The sequence below is a fragment of the Paraburkholderia sp. Cy-641 genome (assembly GCF_011752945.1).
GTDB lineage: Bacteria > Pseudomonadota > Gammaproteobacteria > Burkholderiales > Burkholderiaceae > Paraburkholderia.
On sequence record NZ_VWWM01000001.1, the window covers coordinates 77,417 to 91,977 of the forward strand.

Genomic DNA, 14,561 nt, shown 5'->3' on the forward strand with positions numbered 1-14,561 from the left:
CCGACACCAGACGAACCACACAGGGCTTCTTCTGCAAGAAAGGGGGACGCTAAAGAATTTCCCCGATGCGTCGTTAATCCTTACGGCGACTTGATCGACATCTTCGGCCCCCGTTCTTTGGCAACACGCCCGCGTGCCATGCGATTTGATACCGCTGCTCAGGCGACGCATTCCAGGTGAGCCGACGTGCATCAGCACCTTACGTCAAACCACATCTCCTGAAGGGACTCCTTTTGAACCAGTTTTTCTCGACTGTCAGGTCCAAGATCATCGTGGTATTCGTGACCTGCATGGCACTCACCTTGATCATCGGCGCCTTCGGCCTGCGTGGGATATCGGCACTGAGCGAATCGCTACATGACACCTACGCCAACATCGTCATCCCGATGAACAACGTGAATGCCAGCGGCGCCGACCTGCTGCATATCCGCCTGATGCTCTGGCGCACGCTGGCGCAAAAGGACATGACGCTGGTTTCGAAGACGCGCAACTATTCCGCACAGTTGGAAAAGGACTGGAAAAGCTACTACCCGAACGGCGTGTCGAACAGCGAAGAACGTGCAGTGGCCGACAAGATGGATGGTCAGATTACCCAGTACCGCGAAGCCGTCGACAAGGAATTGCAGATCATCGAGCAAGGCTATTTCGACCAGGCGGCCAGTTGGCAGGGGCAATCCGTCACTCCGGTGGGCGACAGTCTCACCGCCCTGCTTGCGCAGGATGCGCGGATCAACGCCAACCATGCAAGAGACAACGACCGCGATGGCACGACTCGCGCCGGACAACTGAAATGGATTTCCGGCGCGCTGCTTCTCGCCGGCACCTTGTTGTCCATCGGCGCGGCGGTCTATCTGGTACGCGCCATTACGCGGCCGCTGGACCGGACCGTGCGCATCGCCGGCAACATTTCGCAAGGCCGGCTCGACGGTCAGATCACCGTGGATGTGGGCGGCGAGTTCGGCCAGTTGCTGGAAGCCATGAAGACCATGAGCCGGCAACTGGCCACCACGATTCGCGGCATTCGCGCCGGCAGCGAATCGGTAACGGTCGCTTCGGGGCAGATTGCCGCGGGCAACCAGGACCTCTCGGCACGCACCGAAGAACAGGCGGCGTCGCTCGAACAAACCGTCGCGAGCATGTCCCAACTGACCGAGACGGTCAAGCAGAACGCCGAAAACGCCCGCCAGGCCAATTCGCTCGCGGCCAATGCGCGCGAGATGACCGATGCGGCCAGCACGGCAGTCGGCACGATGGTGGCGACGATGCGGGAGATCAGTACCGACTCCGCAAAAATCGCGGAGATCACCGCGATGATCGAGGGCATCGCGTTTCAGACCAACATCCTGGCGCTGAATGCGGCAGTCGAGGCAGCCCGTGCCGGTGAGCAGGGCCGCGGCTTCGCGGTGGTCGCCGGCGAAGTGCGCTCGCTGGCGCAACGCGCGTCGGCGGCGGCCAAGGAGATCAAGGAGCTAATCGAGGCGTCGTCGGGCAAGGTTCAGCGCGGTGCGCAGCAGGCCGGCGAAGTGGGCGGAACCATGGACAAGGTCATCGAAGCGATTGGCCGGGTATCCGATATCGTGGGCGAAATCTCGGCGGCCTCGGACGAGCAAAGCAAAGGCATCGTTCAGGTACACCAGGCGATCAACCAGATCGACGAGGTGACGCAGCAAAACGCGGCACTGGTGGAAGAGGCTGCTGCTGCGGCTCAGTCGCTGCAGGAACAGGCCGGCAAGATGAAAGCCGACGTGATGTTCTTCAGGCTCGGCGAGGAAGTATCGTCGGTCCAGCAGGCTGCTTTCAAGGAGACGAGAGCCGCGCAGCCGGTGAAGCCGCAGGTGGCGAAGGTAACAGCTGCGGCCCTGCCGGCACCGGTTGCGGTCGCGGCAGCCAGCAATGCGCAGGAATGGGAAAATTTTTGAGCGGCGTGAAGTGCTGCTGATGGCTTTGAAAAGAAGCCCCGTCGCCGGGGCTTTTTCTACTTCGTGCGATATCGCCGCCATAGCTTCATGAGCGTCAGATACACCGCAGTGGTGACGATCAATTGAATAGTCACCCACATCACGAAATATAAGTCCTCGGGATCGCGAATACCGAGCCATTCCGAAGCATTCCACCACACGAGCAACTGGCTCTCCGTCATCGGGTCGGGGTACGTATGGACATAACGAATCGCAAGAACAAACAGGCCGAGAAACAGCGCGACCTTGAAAATCCTACGGACAAGTGTTGCCATATGTCACTACCTCGATCGTTCCATACGCGTGGAGCCCCGAATTACGCACCGGGATCGTAGCGGTGTGCAAAAGCGCACGCCGGATAATCAAAAAGTCAGTATGACGCGACAGGGTGATGCAGCCTAATGAAGTACCTTGGCCGCCTGCTGGATGTAACCGGAACTGCCCACGCTTGACCCCATTGACCCAGGTCACATCATCAATCACCCTATCATCCCGGTATAGGGCGAACCATTCAGCGTGATCGGACGGAGTCCCCTTGATGGCATTCCATGTATCTTTCGTCCATGCATAAGTCTTCGAACGGATGCCACCAGTAGGACGCGCGACGATCCAGTACTTACCAGCGGGAATCGGACCGTTATCGGGCACGGCCGTGCAGCCACCCCGATTGCGGTATTGCTTGTCACCCGAATACGCCTCAAATGTGCCGATACCCAAAAAGCTGAGTGGCGATAGAAGCTCGTTATTGACCAGAAACTTTCCCGTAAGAGCCATCTTTCACGCCTCCCTATCCACGCTTACTGCACGAGTCTGTGTATTTGATATTCCCATCAAGGCAATGGCACGTAGTGCGAACATGCTAAGTCAGACTTCCTAATATTGAGAGAAGCGTTTCAGTCAAGGCACGCCTTGCTTGATCAACGCCTTCGCTACACTGCCCCAATAACGGAGAATCAGGAAGTGATCCAGCGCAAAGAAGAATGTGAATTGGCGAGAATTAACGCCATCGCAAAAAAGCCCGCGCAAGGCGGGCTTCGTCGGGGCAGTGGGCGGCACGCTGAAGTCACCTGTCCCCGGTAGCTTGTGTGGGTACGGCGTGCGCATGTCAGCACTAGCCTCGATCCACTTCACGGTAGCCGCGCGCAGGTCGCCGCCTTTTTGCTGTTCCGGTTCGTAGCGGTTGTGTTCGGGGTTGCGATCGCGGCAGAAAACAATGTGTCGGAATGGAAAATTTCTGAGCAGCGTAAACCGCCGTCGATCGAAAAGCCATAAGCCGGATAGAGGCACGCGCCCCTATCCGGTCCATGACTTGATCCGCCCTATTGCAAGCCGCCTGAAAACACCCTATTGCGTCGTATAACCGCCATCGACCACAAGGTTTTCTCCATTGATCATGGCCGCAGCATCGCTTGCGAGATAGAGCGCGGCGAACGCAATTTCATCGGGTTGCGCGAAGCGGCCCGACGGAATCTTGCGCTTGAACTGCGCGCCGACTTCGCCGGCCCATGCGCGCCGCCCGAGTTCCGTTTCGACGACGGTCGGTGAAATCGCGTTGACGGTAATGCCGCGCGGCCCCCATTCGCCGGCCAGCACGCGGGTCATGCCGAGTAGCGCTGCTTTGCTGGCACTGTAGGCCAGATGCTTGTCGAGCCCCACGAGCGCCGCCTGCGACGCCATGTTGACGATGCGGCCCGCGCCCCGCTCCAGCATATGCCGCCCGACCTCGCGCGTGTAGAGAAAAGGGCCCCTGAGATTGATCGCCATAGTCTGATCCCAGAGCGCCGCGCTCATGTCCTCGGCCTTCTCGATCAAGCCGATGCCCGCGTTGTTGACGAGTACGTCGATGCGTCCGAAACGGGCAATAACGTCCGCCACGATAGCTTGCGTGCGCGCTTCGTCGCTGACGTCGCCACACCATCCGGCACTGCCGTTGCCGAACGACGCCGTAACGCGTTCGACCTCGTCGCTGATGTCGACCAGCGCGACGCGCGCGCCCTGGGCCACGAACTGGGTGGCAATGGCAAGGCCGATACCCGAGGCACCGCCGGTAATCAGAACGACCTTATGGCTAAAGTCGAACGCTTGCTGAAAAGATCCGGGCATGACAACACAACCTTTCTAGATACGGAGTACGGGGAAAAACTGGCCGGAGCAGAGACAAACCCGCAGATCAATCCGTAGATAAACCCGGCGGACAAACCCTCCGCACCCCGGCCAACGCATCACGCTTTCCTAACGCGCCGTCTCGAACTGCGCAGCGTTCGCTTTCGTCACTTCGGTCCAGGGCACCGCGTACAGTTTCGCGGTACCGTCGCCCCACGGCATGGTACTCGCGTACTGCTGCCAGATCGTCGACTGCGGCTTGTAGCTCGGCCCGATCTCGTGACGCAGCATGATATCGAGCGCGCCTTGCGCCTGCGCCTTGGCGTCCTGCCGCTCGGTCAGCACCATCTCGCCGCGGGCGATGGCCTTGATCGCATCGGTCACGCCGTCGATGCCGGCGATGGGGATCGTCTTCGGATCGATATTCGCGGCCTTCAACGCAGCAATCGCGCCGAGCGCCATTTCGTCGTTTTCGGCAATCACGCCATTGATCTGCCCGGGATGAGCCGTGATCCAGTTCTGCATCAACGTCAACGCTTCGGCACGCGACCAGTTGGCGGTCTTGCGCTCCAGCACCTTGATGCCCGGGTTCTGCTTGAGCACCTTGTCGATGCCTTCACCGCGCTGCATCGCGCCCATTTGTCCGACCGGACCTTCGAGAATCACGACGTTGCCTTTGCCGCCGAGTTTCTTCACGACCGCGCCCGCTTCGAGCTCGCCGCCGAGCACGTCGTTCGAGCCGATATACGAAACCAGTTGATCGCTCTTGACCGGGCCGTTCGATCCGACGACCGGCAGACCCGCGGCGGCGGCCTTGCGCACCACATTGCCGCCGGCAATCGAGTCGATCGGGATATAAAGCGCACCATCGTATTTCTGCGTAATCATCGTATCGAACTGGCCGTCCTGCGTCATGTGATCGTAGCGGCCGTCGAAGACCGTCAGATTGACGAGGCCGCTCTTCACCGCGGGGTGATCCTTCAGCGCATTCACCCATAGCTGCGCATACTCGTTTCTCTGCCCATACACGGCCGCGCCGATTTTCCATGTCTTGACCGGCGCGCTTTGCGCGAACGCCGCCGCGCACGCGACACCGAGCGTAACTGCCGTGAGCCATTTTGCTGATTTCATATCGTCTCCTGGTTGTAAGTTTGCGCGAGGCAGGGCCTCAGTTGCTTTCCCGGCGCGCGGCGATATCGAGCAGAACCGCGCACACGATGACCGCGCCCTTGATGACTTGCTGGTAATACGAAGACACGCCCATCAAATCGAGTCCGTTGTTGATGACACCAATGATCAGTACGCCAAACAGCGTGCCCGCGACGCCGCCAATCCCGCCCGACAGACTCGTGCCGCCGATCACGACGGCCGCAATCGCATCGAGTTCATACCCCACCCCCGCCTGGGTCAGCGCCGAAGTCGTGCGCGCGTTGAGCACCACGCCGGCGAGTCCCGCGCAACCGCCGCAGATCGCATACACGGACAGCAGGATCAGCCGGGTCGGCACGCCACTCGCACGCGCGCTCTTTTCGTTGCCGCCGACCGCATAGACATAGCGGCCAAAGCGGGAATAGCGCAGCACGACGAGCGAGGCGGCGAACAAGGCCAGGAAGATCAGCACGGGAATCGGCACGCCGGCCACCTTCCCCTGGCCAATCAGCAGAAACGCATCGGACAGGCCGGAGATCGGCATGCCGTCGTTGTAGATCTGGGTCGCACCGCGAGCGATGCTGAGCATGCCGAGCGTGACGACGAAAGCCGGCACGCGAAAGCGGGCAATCACCAGACCGTTGAGCGCGCCGGACGCCACGCCGACCGCGACGCCCGCAACAACTGCAAGGAACGGAGCGTGCGGTGCATCGCCCGCGACGACGCTCGCCGCAACCATGCCGGCAAACGCGAGCACCGAACCGACCGACAGATCGATTCCCCCGGCGAGAATCACGAAGGTCATGCCGATGGCGAGCAGACCGTTGATCGACACCTGCTGCAGGATATTCAGCAGATTGTTGATGGTCAGAAAATACGGATTCATCGACGACAGCGCAATACAGATCGCGACAAAGGCCGCGACGATGCCATAGCGCGACAGGTGCTTCATCGACAGGGAGCGTTGTGCAAGCATCATGATGTGGAGTCCAGATAAGTGCGGGAACAGGCAGCGCCTACGACGCGAGATGCGTCAACGCATGATGTGAAGCCTCGGCGCGTGTCAGCGTGCCGGTGATCCGGCCGCGCGCGAACACGGCGATCCGGTCGCTGACCTGCATCACCTCGTCGAGCTCCGACGACACGACAATCGCGCATCGGCCATCCGCCACGAACGTGTTGAGAAACTCGTAGATCTGCTGCTTGGTCCCTTCGTCGATACCGCGAGTCGGTTCGTCGCACAGCAGAATGCGCGGCTGCGTGAGCAGAAAACGCGCGAGAATGACTTTCTGCTGGTTGCCGCCCGAGAGTTGCTGCACGGGAATTTCAGCGGAGCTGGTGCGAATCGAGAATTGCTGGACCATCTGCGCGAGGGCGTGCCGTTCGCGTTCGGCGCGAATCCAGCCGGCTTTCGAATAGCCGCGCAGCGCCGCGAGAGAAACGTTCTCGCGCACCGAACGACAACCGACGAGACCCGTGTCCTTGCGATCCTCGGTGATAAGCGCGAGGCCGTTGCCGAGCGCATCGGCCGGCTTGTCGATGCGCACCGGTTTTCCGTCGATCAGCAGCGTGCCTTCGTCGGGCCGCGTCAGACCGAATACGGCATTGAGAAATTCGCTGCGGCCCGCGCCCATCAGCCCATAAATGCCGAGAATCTCGCCGCGCCTGACCTGCAGATCGATGCCGGTAAAACGCTTGCGCTGCGCGTAGCCGCGCGCTTCGAGCATGACCGGCGCGTCGGGCAGCGTGGTCGGGCGCTGGCTCTTCGTCACGCGCTCGCCGACGATCCCATGCACCAGATGCGCGGCGTCGATATCCGCGAGCCTCCCCGCTTCGATAAAGCCGCCGTTGCGAAAGATCGTGTATTCGGTGGCGATCGAAAATATCTCGCTCATGCGGTGCGAGACGTAGATCACGCCCACCCCGCGAGCGGTCAGCCGGTGGATCGCGTCGAAAAGGATCGCCGTTTCGGCCTCGCCGATCGCGGAAGTCGGCTCGTCCATGATCAGAATATCGCTGTCGTAGCTGATCGCCTTGGCGATTTCGACAAGCTGGCGCTTGGCGAGACTCAAGCGTCGCAGCGGCGCCCGCACGTCGATCGAGAAACCGAGCGACTCCATCAGTTCGGCCGCGCGTTTGAAGAGGCGGCGGTAGTCGACGACGAGCCCGCCGAGCTTCATCGGCTCGCGGCCGAGAAACAGATTCTCCGCGACGGTCATGTCGAGCAACGGGTTCAGCTCCTGGCTGATCATCGCAATGCCGGCCGCCAGGGAGTCCGCCGGCGACTCGAAATTGACCGGCCTGCCCTTGCAACTGATCGTGCCGCCGTCGCGCCTCAGCATACCGGTCAGGATGTTCAGAAACGTCGACTTGCCCGCGCCGTTGCCGCCGCACAATGCGTGCACCGTGCCCGGCCGCAGTTCGAGCCGGCCGTCGCGCAGCGCCGGCACGCCGTTGAACGATTTCTGCACACCCGCGGCATGCAGCAGGTAGTGATCGTTGTCCATGTCTCCACCACGTTGCGTTTTTATACGGTGTCCCGATCGACGCCGAAGATTCGCTGCCGCCCGCTGTGGGGTGCGTGCGGCAGCCGGTGGCTCAGCGGGCTCAGCGGGCTCAGCGGGCTCAGTGGATCTCAGCGGATTTCACCGGATTCACCGGGTAAAGGCGGCAGCGTTGCCGGCGTCGACGTTGAGGATGTTCCCGGTCGACTTGGCCGACAGATCGCTCGCGAAGAAGTACACGCCTTCGGCAATGTCTTCGGGCAGCACGCTAAGCTTGAGCATGCTGCGCTTGCGGTAGAAGTCTTCGATGTCGTCCGTCGCGATCTTGTTGGTGGCGGCGCGCTCTTCCTTCCACTTGCCGTCCCATATCTTCGAGCCGCGTATCACCGCATCGGGATTCACGACGTTGACGCGAATGCCGTGCTCGGCGCCTTCCAGCGCGAGACAACGCGCCAGATGGATTTCCGACGCCTTGGCCGTGCAATAGGCGGCCGCGCCCGCCGACGCAACAAGCCCGTTCTTGCTCGCGACAAATACGATGCTTCCGCCGACACCCTGCTCGCGCAACAACCGATACGCAGCACGCGCGACCAGAAAATAACCGGTCGACAGAATGTTCATGTTGCGATTCCAGAGGTCGAGGCTGGTATCGCCGATCGCCGCTGAGGACGCGATGCCCGCGTTCGACACCACCAGGTCGAGCCCGCCGAAACTCGCGAGGGCCGCGGCCATCGATGCCTGCACCGACGCCTCGTTCGTCACGTCGGTCACGGCGCTGGCCACCATGTCCTTGCCGAAACGCTGGCGCAGGCTTGCCTCGGCTTCGGTCAAGGCGTTCGCATCGATGTCGGCGAGCAGCACGCACGCGCCTTCCTGCAAGAAGCGCTCGGCGGTCGCCCGGCCGATGCCGCCCGCCGCCCCGGTGACCAATGCGATGCGGCCCGCCAGGCTCTTCGGCTTGGGCATGCGTTGCAGCTTGGCCTCTTCGAGCAGCCAGTATTCGATGTCGAACGCTTCCTGTTCGGGCAGACCGACATAGCGGTCGACACGCTGCGCCTCGCGCATCACGTTGATCGCATTGATGTAGAACTCGCTCGCGATGCGGGCCGTGGCCTTGTCGCGCGCGAAGCTCAGCATACCCACGCCGGGGATCAGGTAGATCACCGCGTTCGGGTCGCGCATGGCCGGGCTGTTCGGACGCTTGCAGCGTTCGTAGTAGTCCCGATAGTTCTCGCGGTATTGCTCGAGCGCGACGTCGAGGCCCGCGATCACCTCGTCGAGGTTGTTGCGCTGCGGATCGAAGTCCAGCACCAGCGGATAGATCTTCGTGCGCAGAAAATGATCGGGACAGGACGTGCCGAGCGCGGCCAACGGCGCCAGTTCCTTGCTGCACACGAATTCGAGCACTTCCGCGCGATCGTCGAAATGCCCCTGCTTGTACTGGCCGCCCGCCGCCGCGCCGCTAATCTTGCCGCGCAAAACCGGAACGAGCCGCTCGACCACGCGCAACCTCGCCTCGCGGTCGAGCGGCGCCTGCACCGCGCCGCCGAAGGCCGGTTTGTCGCTGTGCGCGGCAAGCCACGCATTGGCCTGCGCGATCACGCGCACCGTGTTCTCGTAACACGCCTTCGAGGTGTCGCCCCAGGTGAAAAGGCCGTGGTTTTGCAGCACCAGGCCTTTGAGCCCCGGATGGTCGCGAGTGATGTTGCCGAGCTGGACACCGAGGTCGAAGCCGGGACGTTGCCACGGCACCCAGGCAAGCTCGCCATGGAAGATCTCGCGCGTCAGCTGCTCGCCGTTCTGGCTCGCCGCAATCGCGATCACCGCATCCGGGTGCATGTGATCGACGTGCGCCTTCGGAATGTACGCATGCAGCGCGGTGTCGATGCTCGCGGCGCGCGGATTCAGGTTGAAGGTGCAATGCGAGGCCATCGCCACCATCTCGTCCTCGTGAGCGAGTCCGCGATAGCGCGACTTGAGCGCTTGCAGCTTGTCCATATAGAGCGTGGCAAAGCCGTCGAGCTTCATACTGCCGACGTCGCCGCCCGATCCCTTGACCCACAGGACCTGCACCGGCTGCCCGGTCAGGGGATCGGGCATGTCGATCTTGCCGGACGTATTGCCACCACCAAAATTGGTGATGCGCAAATCGCTACCCAGCAGATTGGAGCGATACAGCAAAAGCTCCGGCTCGGACATCGATGCAGCCCGCGTGTCGTCCCACAGGGAGACGATCGGGGTCGAAGCGGCAAGATCGGAAGAGGTCTTCATGGAAGCGTTGTCTCGCGGGTTTCGTGGATTGATGGAGCGCAGTTTGTCCACAAAACGCTCATTTTTCAATCGAATTTCGATCAACTTTTTGATTGTTTTGAGCGAGGGTTTTCCATTATCAGGCAATTGATGATTGTTCCGTGAGCGAATGACATAATCCGCCTGAACATGGAGAACCGGCCTTGATCAACCATACGCGGCGCAAGAAATTGCTGAAAATCCTCGCTGAGCGGGGCAGCGTGACCGTCACCGAACTCGAGGGCGCGCTCAACGCGTCCGCCGCCACCATCCGGCGCGACATCGCGGTGCTGGCAACCAGCGGACAACTCGTCAAGGTGCACGGCGGCGCGCAGCATATCGCGCCTGACAAACCGGGCGGACTGGTGGGATCGAACTTCCGGGAAAGCACGGCGGTGCATCCCGAGCGCAAGCGGGCGATCGCCCGGCGCGCGGCGCAGATGTGCCTCGATGGCGAGACCGTCATCATCAATGGCGGAAGCACCACGCACATGATGGCGGAGTACCTCGCCGAGAGTCAGCTCACCATCCTGACCAACTCGTTCCTCACGGCCCAGCAGTTGCTCACGCAGAGCCGCAACGAGATCCTGCTGCCGGGCGGCAAGGTTTATCGCGAGCAGAACGTGATCGTCAGTCCCTTCGAGAACGACGTGATCCAGAATCACTACGCGAGCAAGATGTTCATCGGCGCCGCCGCCGTCTCGCCGTTAGGACTGCTCGAAAGCGATCCGCTGCTCGTGCGCGCCGAGATCAAGCTGATGAAGCAGGCCGACGAGATCATCGTGCTCGTCGACAGTTCCAAGTTCGCGAGCCGGCGTGGCGGACTCATCGTATGCCCGCTCTCGCGCGTGAAGATGCTGATCACCGACAGCGGCGTCGCGGCGGAAACCGTGGAGATGCTGCAAGGCCAGGGCATCGACGTGATCGTGGTCGAGGCCGACCCGGTGGCATCATGAGTGCCGCGCCAGGCCGTCCGGGCGGCGGCAGGGTCGCGGTGTTCGACATCGGCAAGACCAACCTCAAACTCAGCCTGATCGACGAGAACGGTACCTCGCTTGCGGAAGCCCGCCGCGCCAATCATGCCGTGAACGCGGGCCCTTATCCGCACTTCGACGTCGGTACCATCTGGGACTGGCTGCTAGGCGAACTGGCGCGATTTTCCGAGCCGCACCGGATCGGCTCGATCATTACGACGACCCACGGCGCCACCGTTGCGCTGCTGGGCGACGCGGAACTCGCCCTACCCGTGCTCGACTACGAATTCACGGGCATAGAGGAAGTCGACGCCGCCTATGCGTCGCTGCGCGACGATTTCGATCGCACGTTTTCGCCGGCACTACCCGGCGGCCTGAATGTCGGCAAGCAACTGTACTGGCAGTCGCTGCGGTTTCCCGAGGCATTTGCGCGGACGCGCGCGATCGTGCCTTATCCGCAGTACTGGGCGTGGCGTCTGTGTGGCGTGGCGGCGGGAGAAATCACCTCGTGGGGTTGTCATACCGACCTGTGGGACGTGGCGAACGGCGAACTCGCGCCGATGGTACGCAAGATGGGCTGGCAGGATCTTTTTCCGCCGCTGCGCGAGGCCGATGCGGTCCTCGGCGTATTACGGCCGGAAGTGGCCGCGCGCACCGGCCTGCCCGCCGATTGCCGCGTCGTGTGCGGCATCCACGACAGCAACGCGTCGATGGTCAAGCACGTCTATGGCGCGCAAGTTCCGCAAGCGCCGTTGAACGTCATCTCGTCGGGTACGTGGACGCTCGTAGCGGGTATCGGCGCACCGCTCTCGGTACTCGATCCACGACGTGACATGCTGGCCAACGTCGATGCGTGGGGCCGTCCGGTCGCATGCGCCCGCTTCATGGGCGGACGCGAATTCTCGATACTCAATGCGGGACACGCGAACGACTGCCGCTGGGAAGATATCGCCGCGCTCGTCGCGCGCCGAACCCTCGCGCTACCGAGCTTCGCGCCGCTGGGCGGCCCCTGGCCTGACCGGCGCGGTGAAATTCGCGGACCGCAACCGACTTCCGCACAGGAATCCTATGCACTGGCCACGCTCTACACCGCTCTGGTCGCCGACGATTGCCTCTCGCGCCTGAATAGCAGCGGAGAGATCGTGATCGAAGGCCCGTTGACGGCCAATCCCCACTTCGCCGCCCTGCTCGCGACACTGCGGCCCGCACAGGCGGTGTGGGTATCCGAAGACCGCTCAGGGACGACCGGTGGCGCCTATCTTCTGGCGTGCCGGCCCACGGCATACGACCCGCCGCGTTCGCGCGCGCGGCCCGTTGCGACGTTGCCGATATCGGACTATGTCGCCGATTGGCGCAATGCGTTGACACACGCACCGCACGCGCATCCTTAAGCCCTCGCTCAATACGCCGGCGCGCAACCATCCTTGCGATGCCCGGATGCGCCGGCCGCGCAGCGCCGCAAGCGGATCGGCATTCGGCAATGCCGACGGTTCAGCCGTCGGCGAGCGCTCCGTTTTCGCGTTCTGCGTGAAAACGAACTTCAGACCGGGTTCAATGCGAACCGCCCATCAAGCACCGCCGCAATGTTGTCCAAAGCAGTGAAACCCATCTGGTCGCGCGTCTCGACTGTCGCACTCGCCATGTGAGGCGAAAGGAACACGTTATCGAGACCGGCGAAGCGCGGGTCGACGTTGGGCTCGTTCCGGTAAACGTCGAGTCCCGCGCCGAACAGATGTCCCGATGTCAACGCATCGTAGAGCGCTTCTTCGTCGACCAGCGCGCCACGAGCGGCATTGACGAAAACCGCTCCCTTCGGCAGCAGGGCGAATTCTTTTTTCGTCATGATCGGCGTGCCGCTGCCGGGAACGTGCAGTGTCAGTACCTCGCAGTGCGGCAGCAATTCGTCGAGACTGCCGTAAAACGTCGCGCCATTCTCCAGCGACGGCGACGCACGCTGGATGTCCGTATAAACGACGCGCATGCCGAATCCTTGCGCGCGTCTCGCCACGGCTCGTCCGATACGGCCGAATCCGACGATCCCGAGCGTCCGTCCATGCACACGCGTTCCCAACATGTCAGTCATGCCAAACGATTTCCCCCAGCCCTGGCGCATGATCCGTTCGTATTCGGACGCGCGCCGGCTCGCGGCGAGAACCAGCAGCATGGAAAAATCGGCGGTGCATTCGGTCAATGCATCGGGTGCGTTCGTCACGGCGATTCCGCGTTCGCGGGCGAACGCGACGTTCATATGATCGATACCCGCACTGGCATTCGCAATGATCCTGACGCTGGCAGGCAGTTCCGCGATGTGCTCCTTCTGCAAGCCCGATTTCTTTCCGATGAGAACAGCCGGCACCTCGTGCTGCTTGCAGAAGTCGACGACCGACCACGAGTCCATATCGGCATCGGTCACGAAGGCATGAAAGTCATTGACCGCGCGACTTGCCACGGCAGTGGGAACCCTTCGGGCAACCAGGAGTTGGGGTTTGTTTTCAGACATGAGAGGTTCCTTGAGATCGACAGGTACGCCTAGGCTACGAAAACCGATCCCGAGCGGTCAATATTGATTGGAAGAATCAACTTGAACGCGCCTCCATGCGTCCCTGTTTCGGCCGACACAGCACGTCCACCTCTCGAACCTCAGGAAAACCCTGATGTCAGGCCCGCCAGTCAAGACATTGGATGTTGATTCAACGAATCAAGATTGCCTCGCACTTTGTGTCAATGCAATTCTTCTTTCGTCATCACTTCACTGACGAGGAGCATCGAGCAATGTCCGCACTGAAGAAATTCGCCGCCGTCACGGGCGCCGGCTCAGGCATCGGCCGCGCCGCCGCGCAGGCGCTGGCCGCCGCGGGATTCACCGTCGCGCTGATCGGGCGCCGGGAAGAACCGCTGCTGGAAACGCTGGAGGCCATCAGGTCCGAGGGCGGCGAGGCGCGGGTGTTTCCTGCGGACGTCACCAACGAAGCTTCCGTCGAGCATGCGTTCTCCCGTATTGCGCAGGAATTCGGCCGCCTGGACGTGCTCTTCAACAATGCCGGCCGGAACGCCGGCGCGGTTCCTCTCGAAGAATACGAACTCGATTTCTGGAGCGATGTCGTCGCGACCAATCTGACCGGCGTGTTCCTGTGCGCCCGGGCGGCATGGCGTCTGATGAAAACGCAAACGCCGCAAGGCGGAAGAATCATCAACAACGGATCGATCTCGGCGCATTCTCCTCGCCCCAATACGATCGCCTATACGGCGACGAAACACGCCGTCACCGGCATCACAAAATCGCTGGCTCTCGATGGACGCGCCTACCACATCGCTTGCGGCCAGATCGACATCGGCAACGCGGCCACGCCGCTCACCGAGCGCATGAAACGCGGCGTCCTGCAAGCCGATGGAAGCACCGCTCCCGAGGCAAGAATAGACGTCGGGCACGTTGCCGACGCCGTCGTGCAGATGGCGAGTCTTCCGCTGGAGGCCAACGTGCTGAACATGACGATCATGGCGACTGCCATGCCTTTTGTCGGCCGCGGATAACCCGGCTTCCCGCCAGATAACGACAACAACAGGCGACTGTTAAGGAGACACCG

At 61.9% G+C, this 14,561-nt stretch carries 13 protein-coding genes; 4 read left to right on the forward strand and 9 right to left on the reverse strand.

The window, feature by feature from the left end; all coding sequences use genetic code 11:
* Nucleotides 1–233 precede the first annotated feature (233 nt).
* Nucleotides 234–1,919 carry a methyl-accepting chemotaxis protein gene (locus F3J20_RS00360; protein ID WP_240162657.1) on the forward strand — a complete coding sequence of 562 codons (1,686 nt, stop codon included), beginning with the start codon at nt 234–236 and terminating at the stop codon, nt 1,917–1,919.
* 56 nt (nt 1,920–1,975) lie between these two features.
* On the opposite strand, the gene F3J20_RS00365 is transcribed toward F3J20_RS00360, so the two are convergent.
* The 8 genes from F3J20_RS00365 to F3J20_RS00400 all read right to left on the reverse strand — a co-directional run bounded on the left by F3J20_RS00365 (nt 1,976) and on the right by F3J20_RS00400 (nt 9,985).
* On the reverse strand, nt 1,976–2,233 hold the full coding sequence (locus F3J20_RS00365; RefSeq protein WP_167281310.1) for a hypothetical protein: 258 nt from the start codon (nt 2,231–2,233) through the stop codon (nt 1,976–1,978).
* Nucleotides 2,214–2,732, reverse strand: a complete 519-nt coding sequence (locus F3J20_RS00370) for a DUF2778 domain-containing protein (RefSeq protein ID WP_167037283.1) — start codon at nt 2,730–2,732, stop codon at nt 2,214–2,216. The genes F3J20_RS00365 and F3J20_RS00370 overlap by 20 nt, the downstream gene beginning before the upstream one ends.
* Before the next feature lie 123 nt (nt 2,733–2,855).
* Nucleotides 2,856–3,245 (reverse strand): hypothetical protein, encoded by a 390-nt coding sequence (locus F3J20_RS00375; RefSeq protein ID WP_167281312.1) that lies wholly within the window; start codon nt 3,243–3,245, stop codon nt 2,856–2,858.
* Between the two features lie 57 nt (nt 3,246–3,302).
* Complete coding sequence (locus F3J20_RS00380) at nt 3,303–4,061, reverse strand: SDR family oxidoreductase (protein WP_167281313.1); 759 nt, start codon at nt 4,059–4,061, stop codon at nt 3,303–3,305.
* A 129-nt stretch (nt 4,062–4,190) separates the two neighbouring features.
* Nucleotides 4,191–5,192: a substrate-binding domain-containing protein gene (locus F3J20_RS00385; RefSeq protein WP_167281315.1), complete on the reverse strand. Its 1,002-nt coding sequence runs from the start codon at nt 5,190–5,192 to the stop codon at nt 4,191–4,193.
* Nucleotides 5,193–5,229: 37 nt separating this feature from the next.
* Nucleotides 5,230–6,189 carry an ABC transporter permease gene (locus F3J20_RS00390; RefSeq protein ID WP_167037294.1) on the reverse strand — a complete coding sequence of 320 codons (960 nt, stop codon included), beginning with the start codon at nt 6,187–6,189 and terminating at the stop codon, nt 5,230–5,232.
* A 37-nt stretch (nt 6,190–6,226) separates the two neighbouring features.
* The gene (locus F3J20_RS00395) at nt 6,227–7,717 is read right to left on the reverse strand and encodes a sugar ABC transporter ATP-binding protein (RefSeq protein WP_167281316.1); all 1,491 of its coding nucleotides are present in this window, start codon (nt 7,715–7,717) and stop codon (nt 6,227–6,229) included.
* 147 nt (nt 7,718–7,864) lie between these two features.
* Nucleotides 7,865–9,985 carry a bifunctional rhamnulose-1-phosphate aldolase/short-chain dehydrogenase gene (locus tag F3J20_RS00400; RefSeq protein ID WP_167281318.1) on the reverse strand — a complete coding sequence of 707 codons (2,121 nt, stop codon included), beginning with the start codon at nt 9,983–9,985 and terminating at the stop codon, nt 7,865–7,867.
* Nucleotides 9,986–10,167: 182 nt separating this feature from the next.
* On the opposite strand from F3J20_RS00400, the gene F3J20_RS00405 reads away from it, so the two are divergent.
* Nucleotides 10,168–10,959 carry a DeoR/GlpR family DNA-binding transcription regulator gene (locus F3J20_RS00405; RefSeq protein ID WP_167037303.1) on the forward strand — a complete coding sequence of 264 codons (792 nt, stop codon included), beginning with the start codon at nt 10,168–10,170 and terminating at the stop codon, nt 10,957–10,959.
* Entirely contained in the window at nt 10,956–12,368 is a 1,413-nt protein-coding gene (locus tag F3J20_RS00410; RefSeq protein ID WP_167281320.1) for an FGGY family carbohydrate kinase, read from the forward strand. Before F3J20_RS00405 ends, F3J20_RS00410 begins: the two co-directional genes overlap by 4 nt.
* A 149-nt stretch (nt 12,369–12,517) precedes the next feature.
* Here F3J20_RS00410 and F3J20_RS00415 read toward each other — a convergent pair whose 3' ends face one another.
* Nucleotides 12,518–13,477 (reverse strand): D-glycerate dehydrogenase, encoded by a 960-nt coding sequence (locus F3J20_RS00415; protein ID WP_167281321.1) that lies wholly within the window; start codon nt 13,475–13,477, stop codon nt 12,518–12,520.
* Between the two features lie 272 nt (nt 13,478–13,749).
* Between F3J20_RS00415 and F3J20_RS00420 the strand changes: the two genes are divergently transcribed.
* A complete protein-coding gene (locus tag F3J20_RS00420; protein ID WP_167037311.1) occupies nt 13,750–14,508 on the forward strand; it encodes an SDR family oxidoreductase in 759 nt (252 codons plus the stop codon).
* Nucleotides 14,509–14,561: the final 53 nt, after the last annotated feature.

Coding starts and splice junctions, on each gene's coding strand:
- F3J20_RS00365 (WP_167281310.1), bottom strand. CDS start 2,233: ATGGCAACACTTGTCCGTAGGATTTTCAAGGTCGCGCTGTTTCTCGGC.
- F3J20_RS00370 (WP_167037283.1), bottom strand. CDS start 2,732: ATGGCTCTTACGGGAAAGTTTCTGGTCAATAACGAGCTTCTATCGCCA.
- F3J20_RS00380 (WP_167281313.1), bottom strand. CDS start 4,061: ATGCCCGGATCTTTTCAGCAAGCGTTCGACTTTAGCCATAAGGTCGTT.
- F3J20_RS00385 (WP_167281315.1), bottom strand. CDS start 5,192: ATGAAATCAGCAAAATGGCTCACGGCAGTTACGCTCGGTGTCGCGTGC.
- F3J20_RS00390 (WP_167037294.1), bottom strand. CDS start 6,189: ATGATGCTTGCACAACGCTCCCTGTCGATGAAGCACCTGTCGCGCTAT.
- F3J20_RS00395 (WP_167281316.1), bottom strand. CDS start 7,717: ATGGACAACGATCACTACCTGCTGCATGCCGCGGGTGTGCAGAAATCG.
- F3J20_RS00400 (WP_167281318.1), bottom strand. CDS start 9,985: ATGAAGACCTCTTCCGATCTTGCCGCTTCGACCCCGATCGTCTCCCTG.
- F3J20_RS00410 (WP_167281320.1), top strand. CDS start 10,956: ATGAGTGCCGCGCCAGGCCGTCCGGGCGGCGGCAGGGTCGCGGTGTTC.
- F3J20_RS00415 (WP_167281321.1), bottom strand. CDS start 13,477: ATGTCTGAAAACAAACCCCAACTCCTGGTTGCCCGAAGGGTTCCCACT.
- F3J20_RS00420 (WP_167037311.1), top strand. CDS start 13,750: ATGTCCGCACTGAAGAAATTCGCCGCCGTCACGGGCGCCGGCTCAGGC.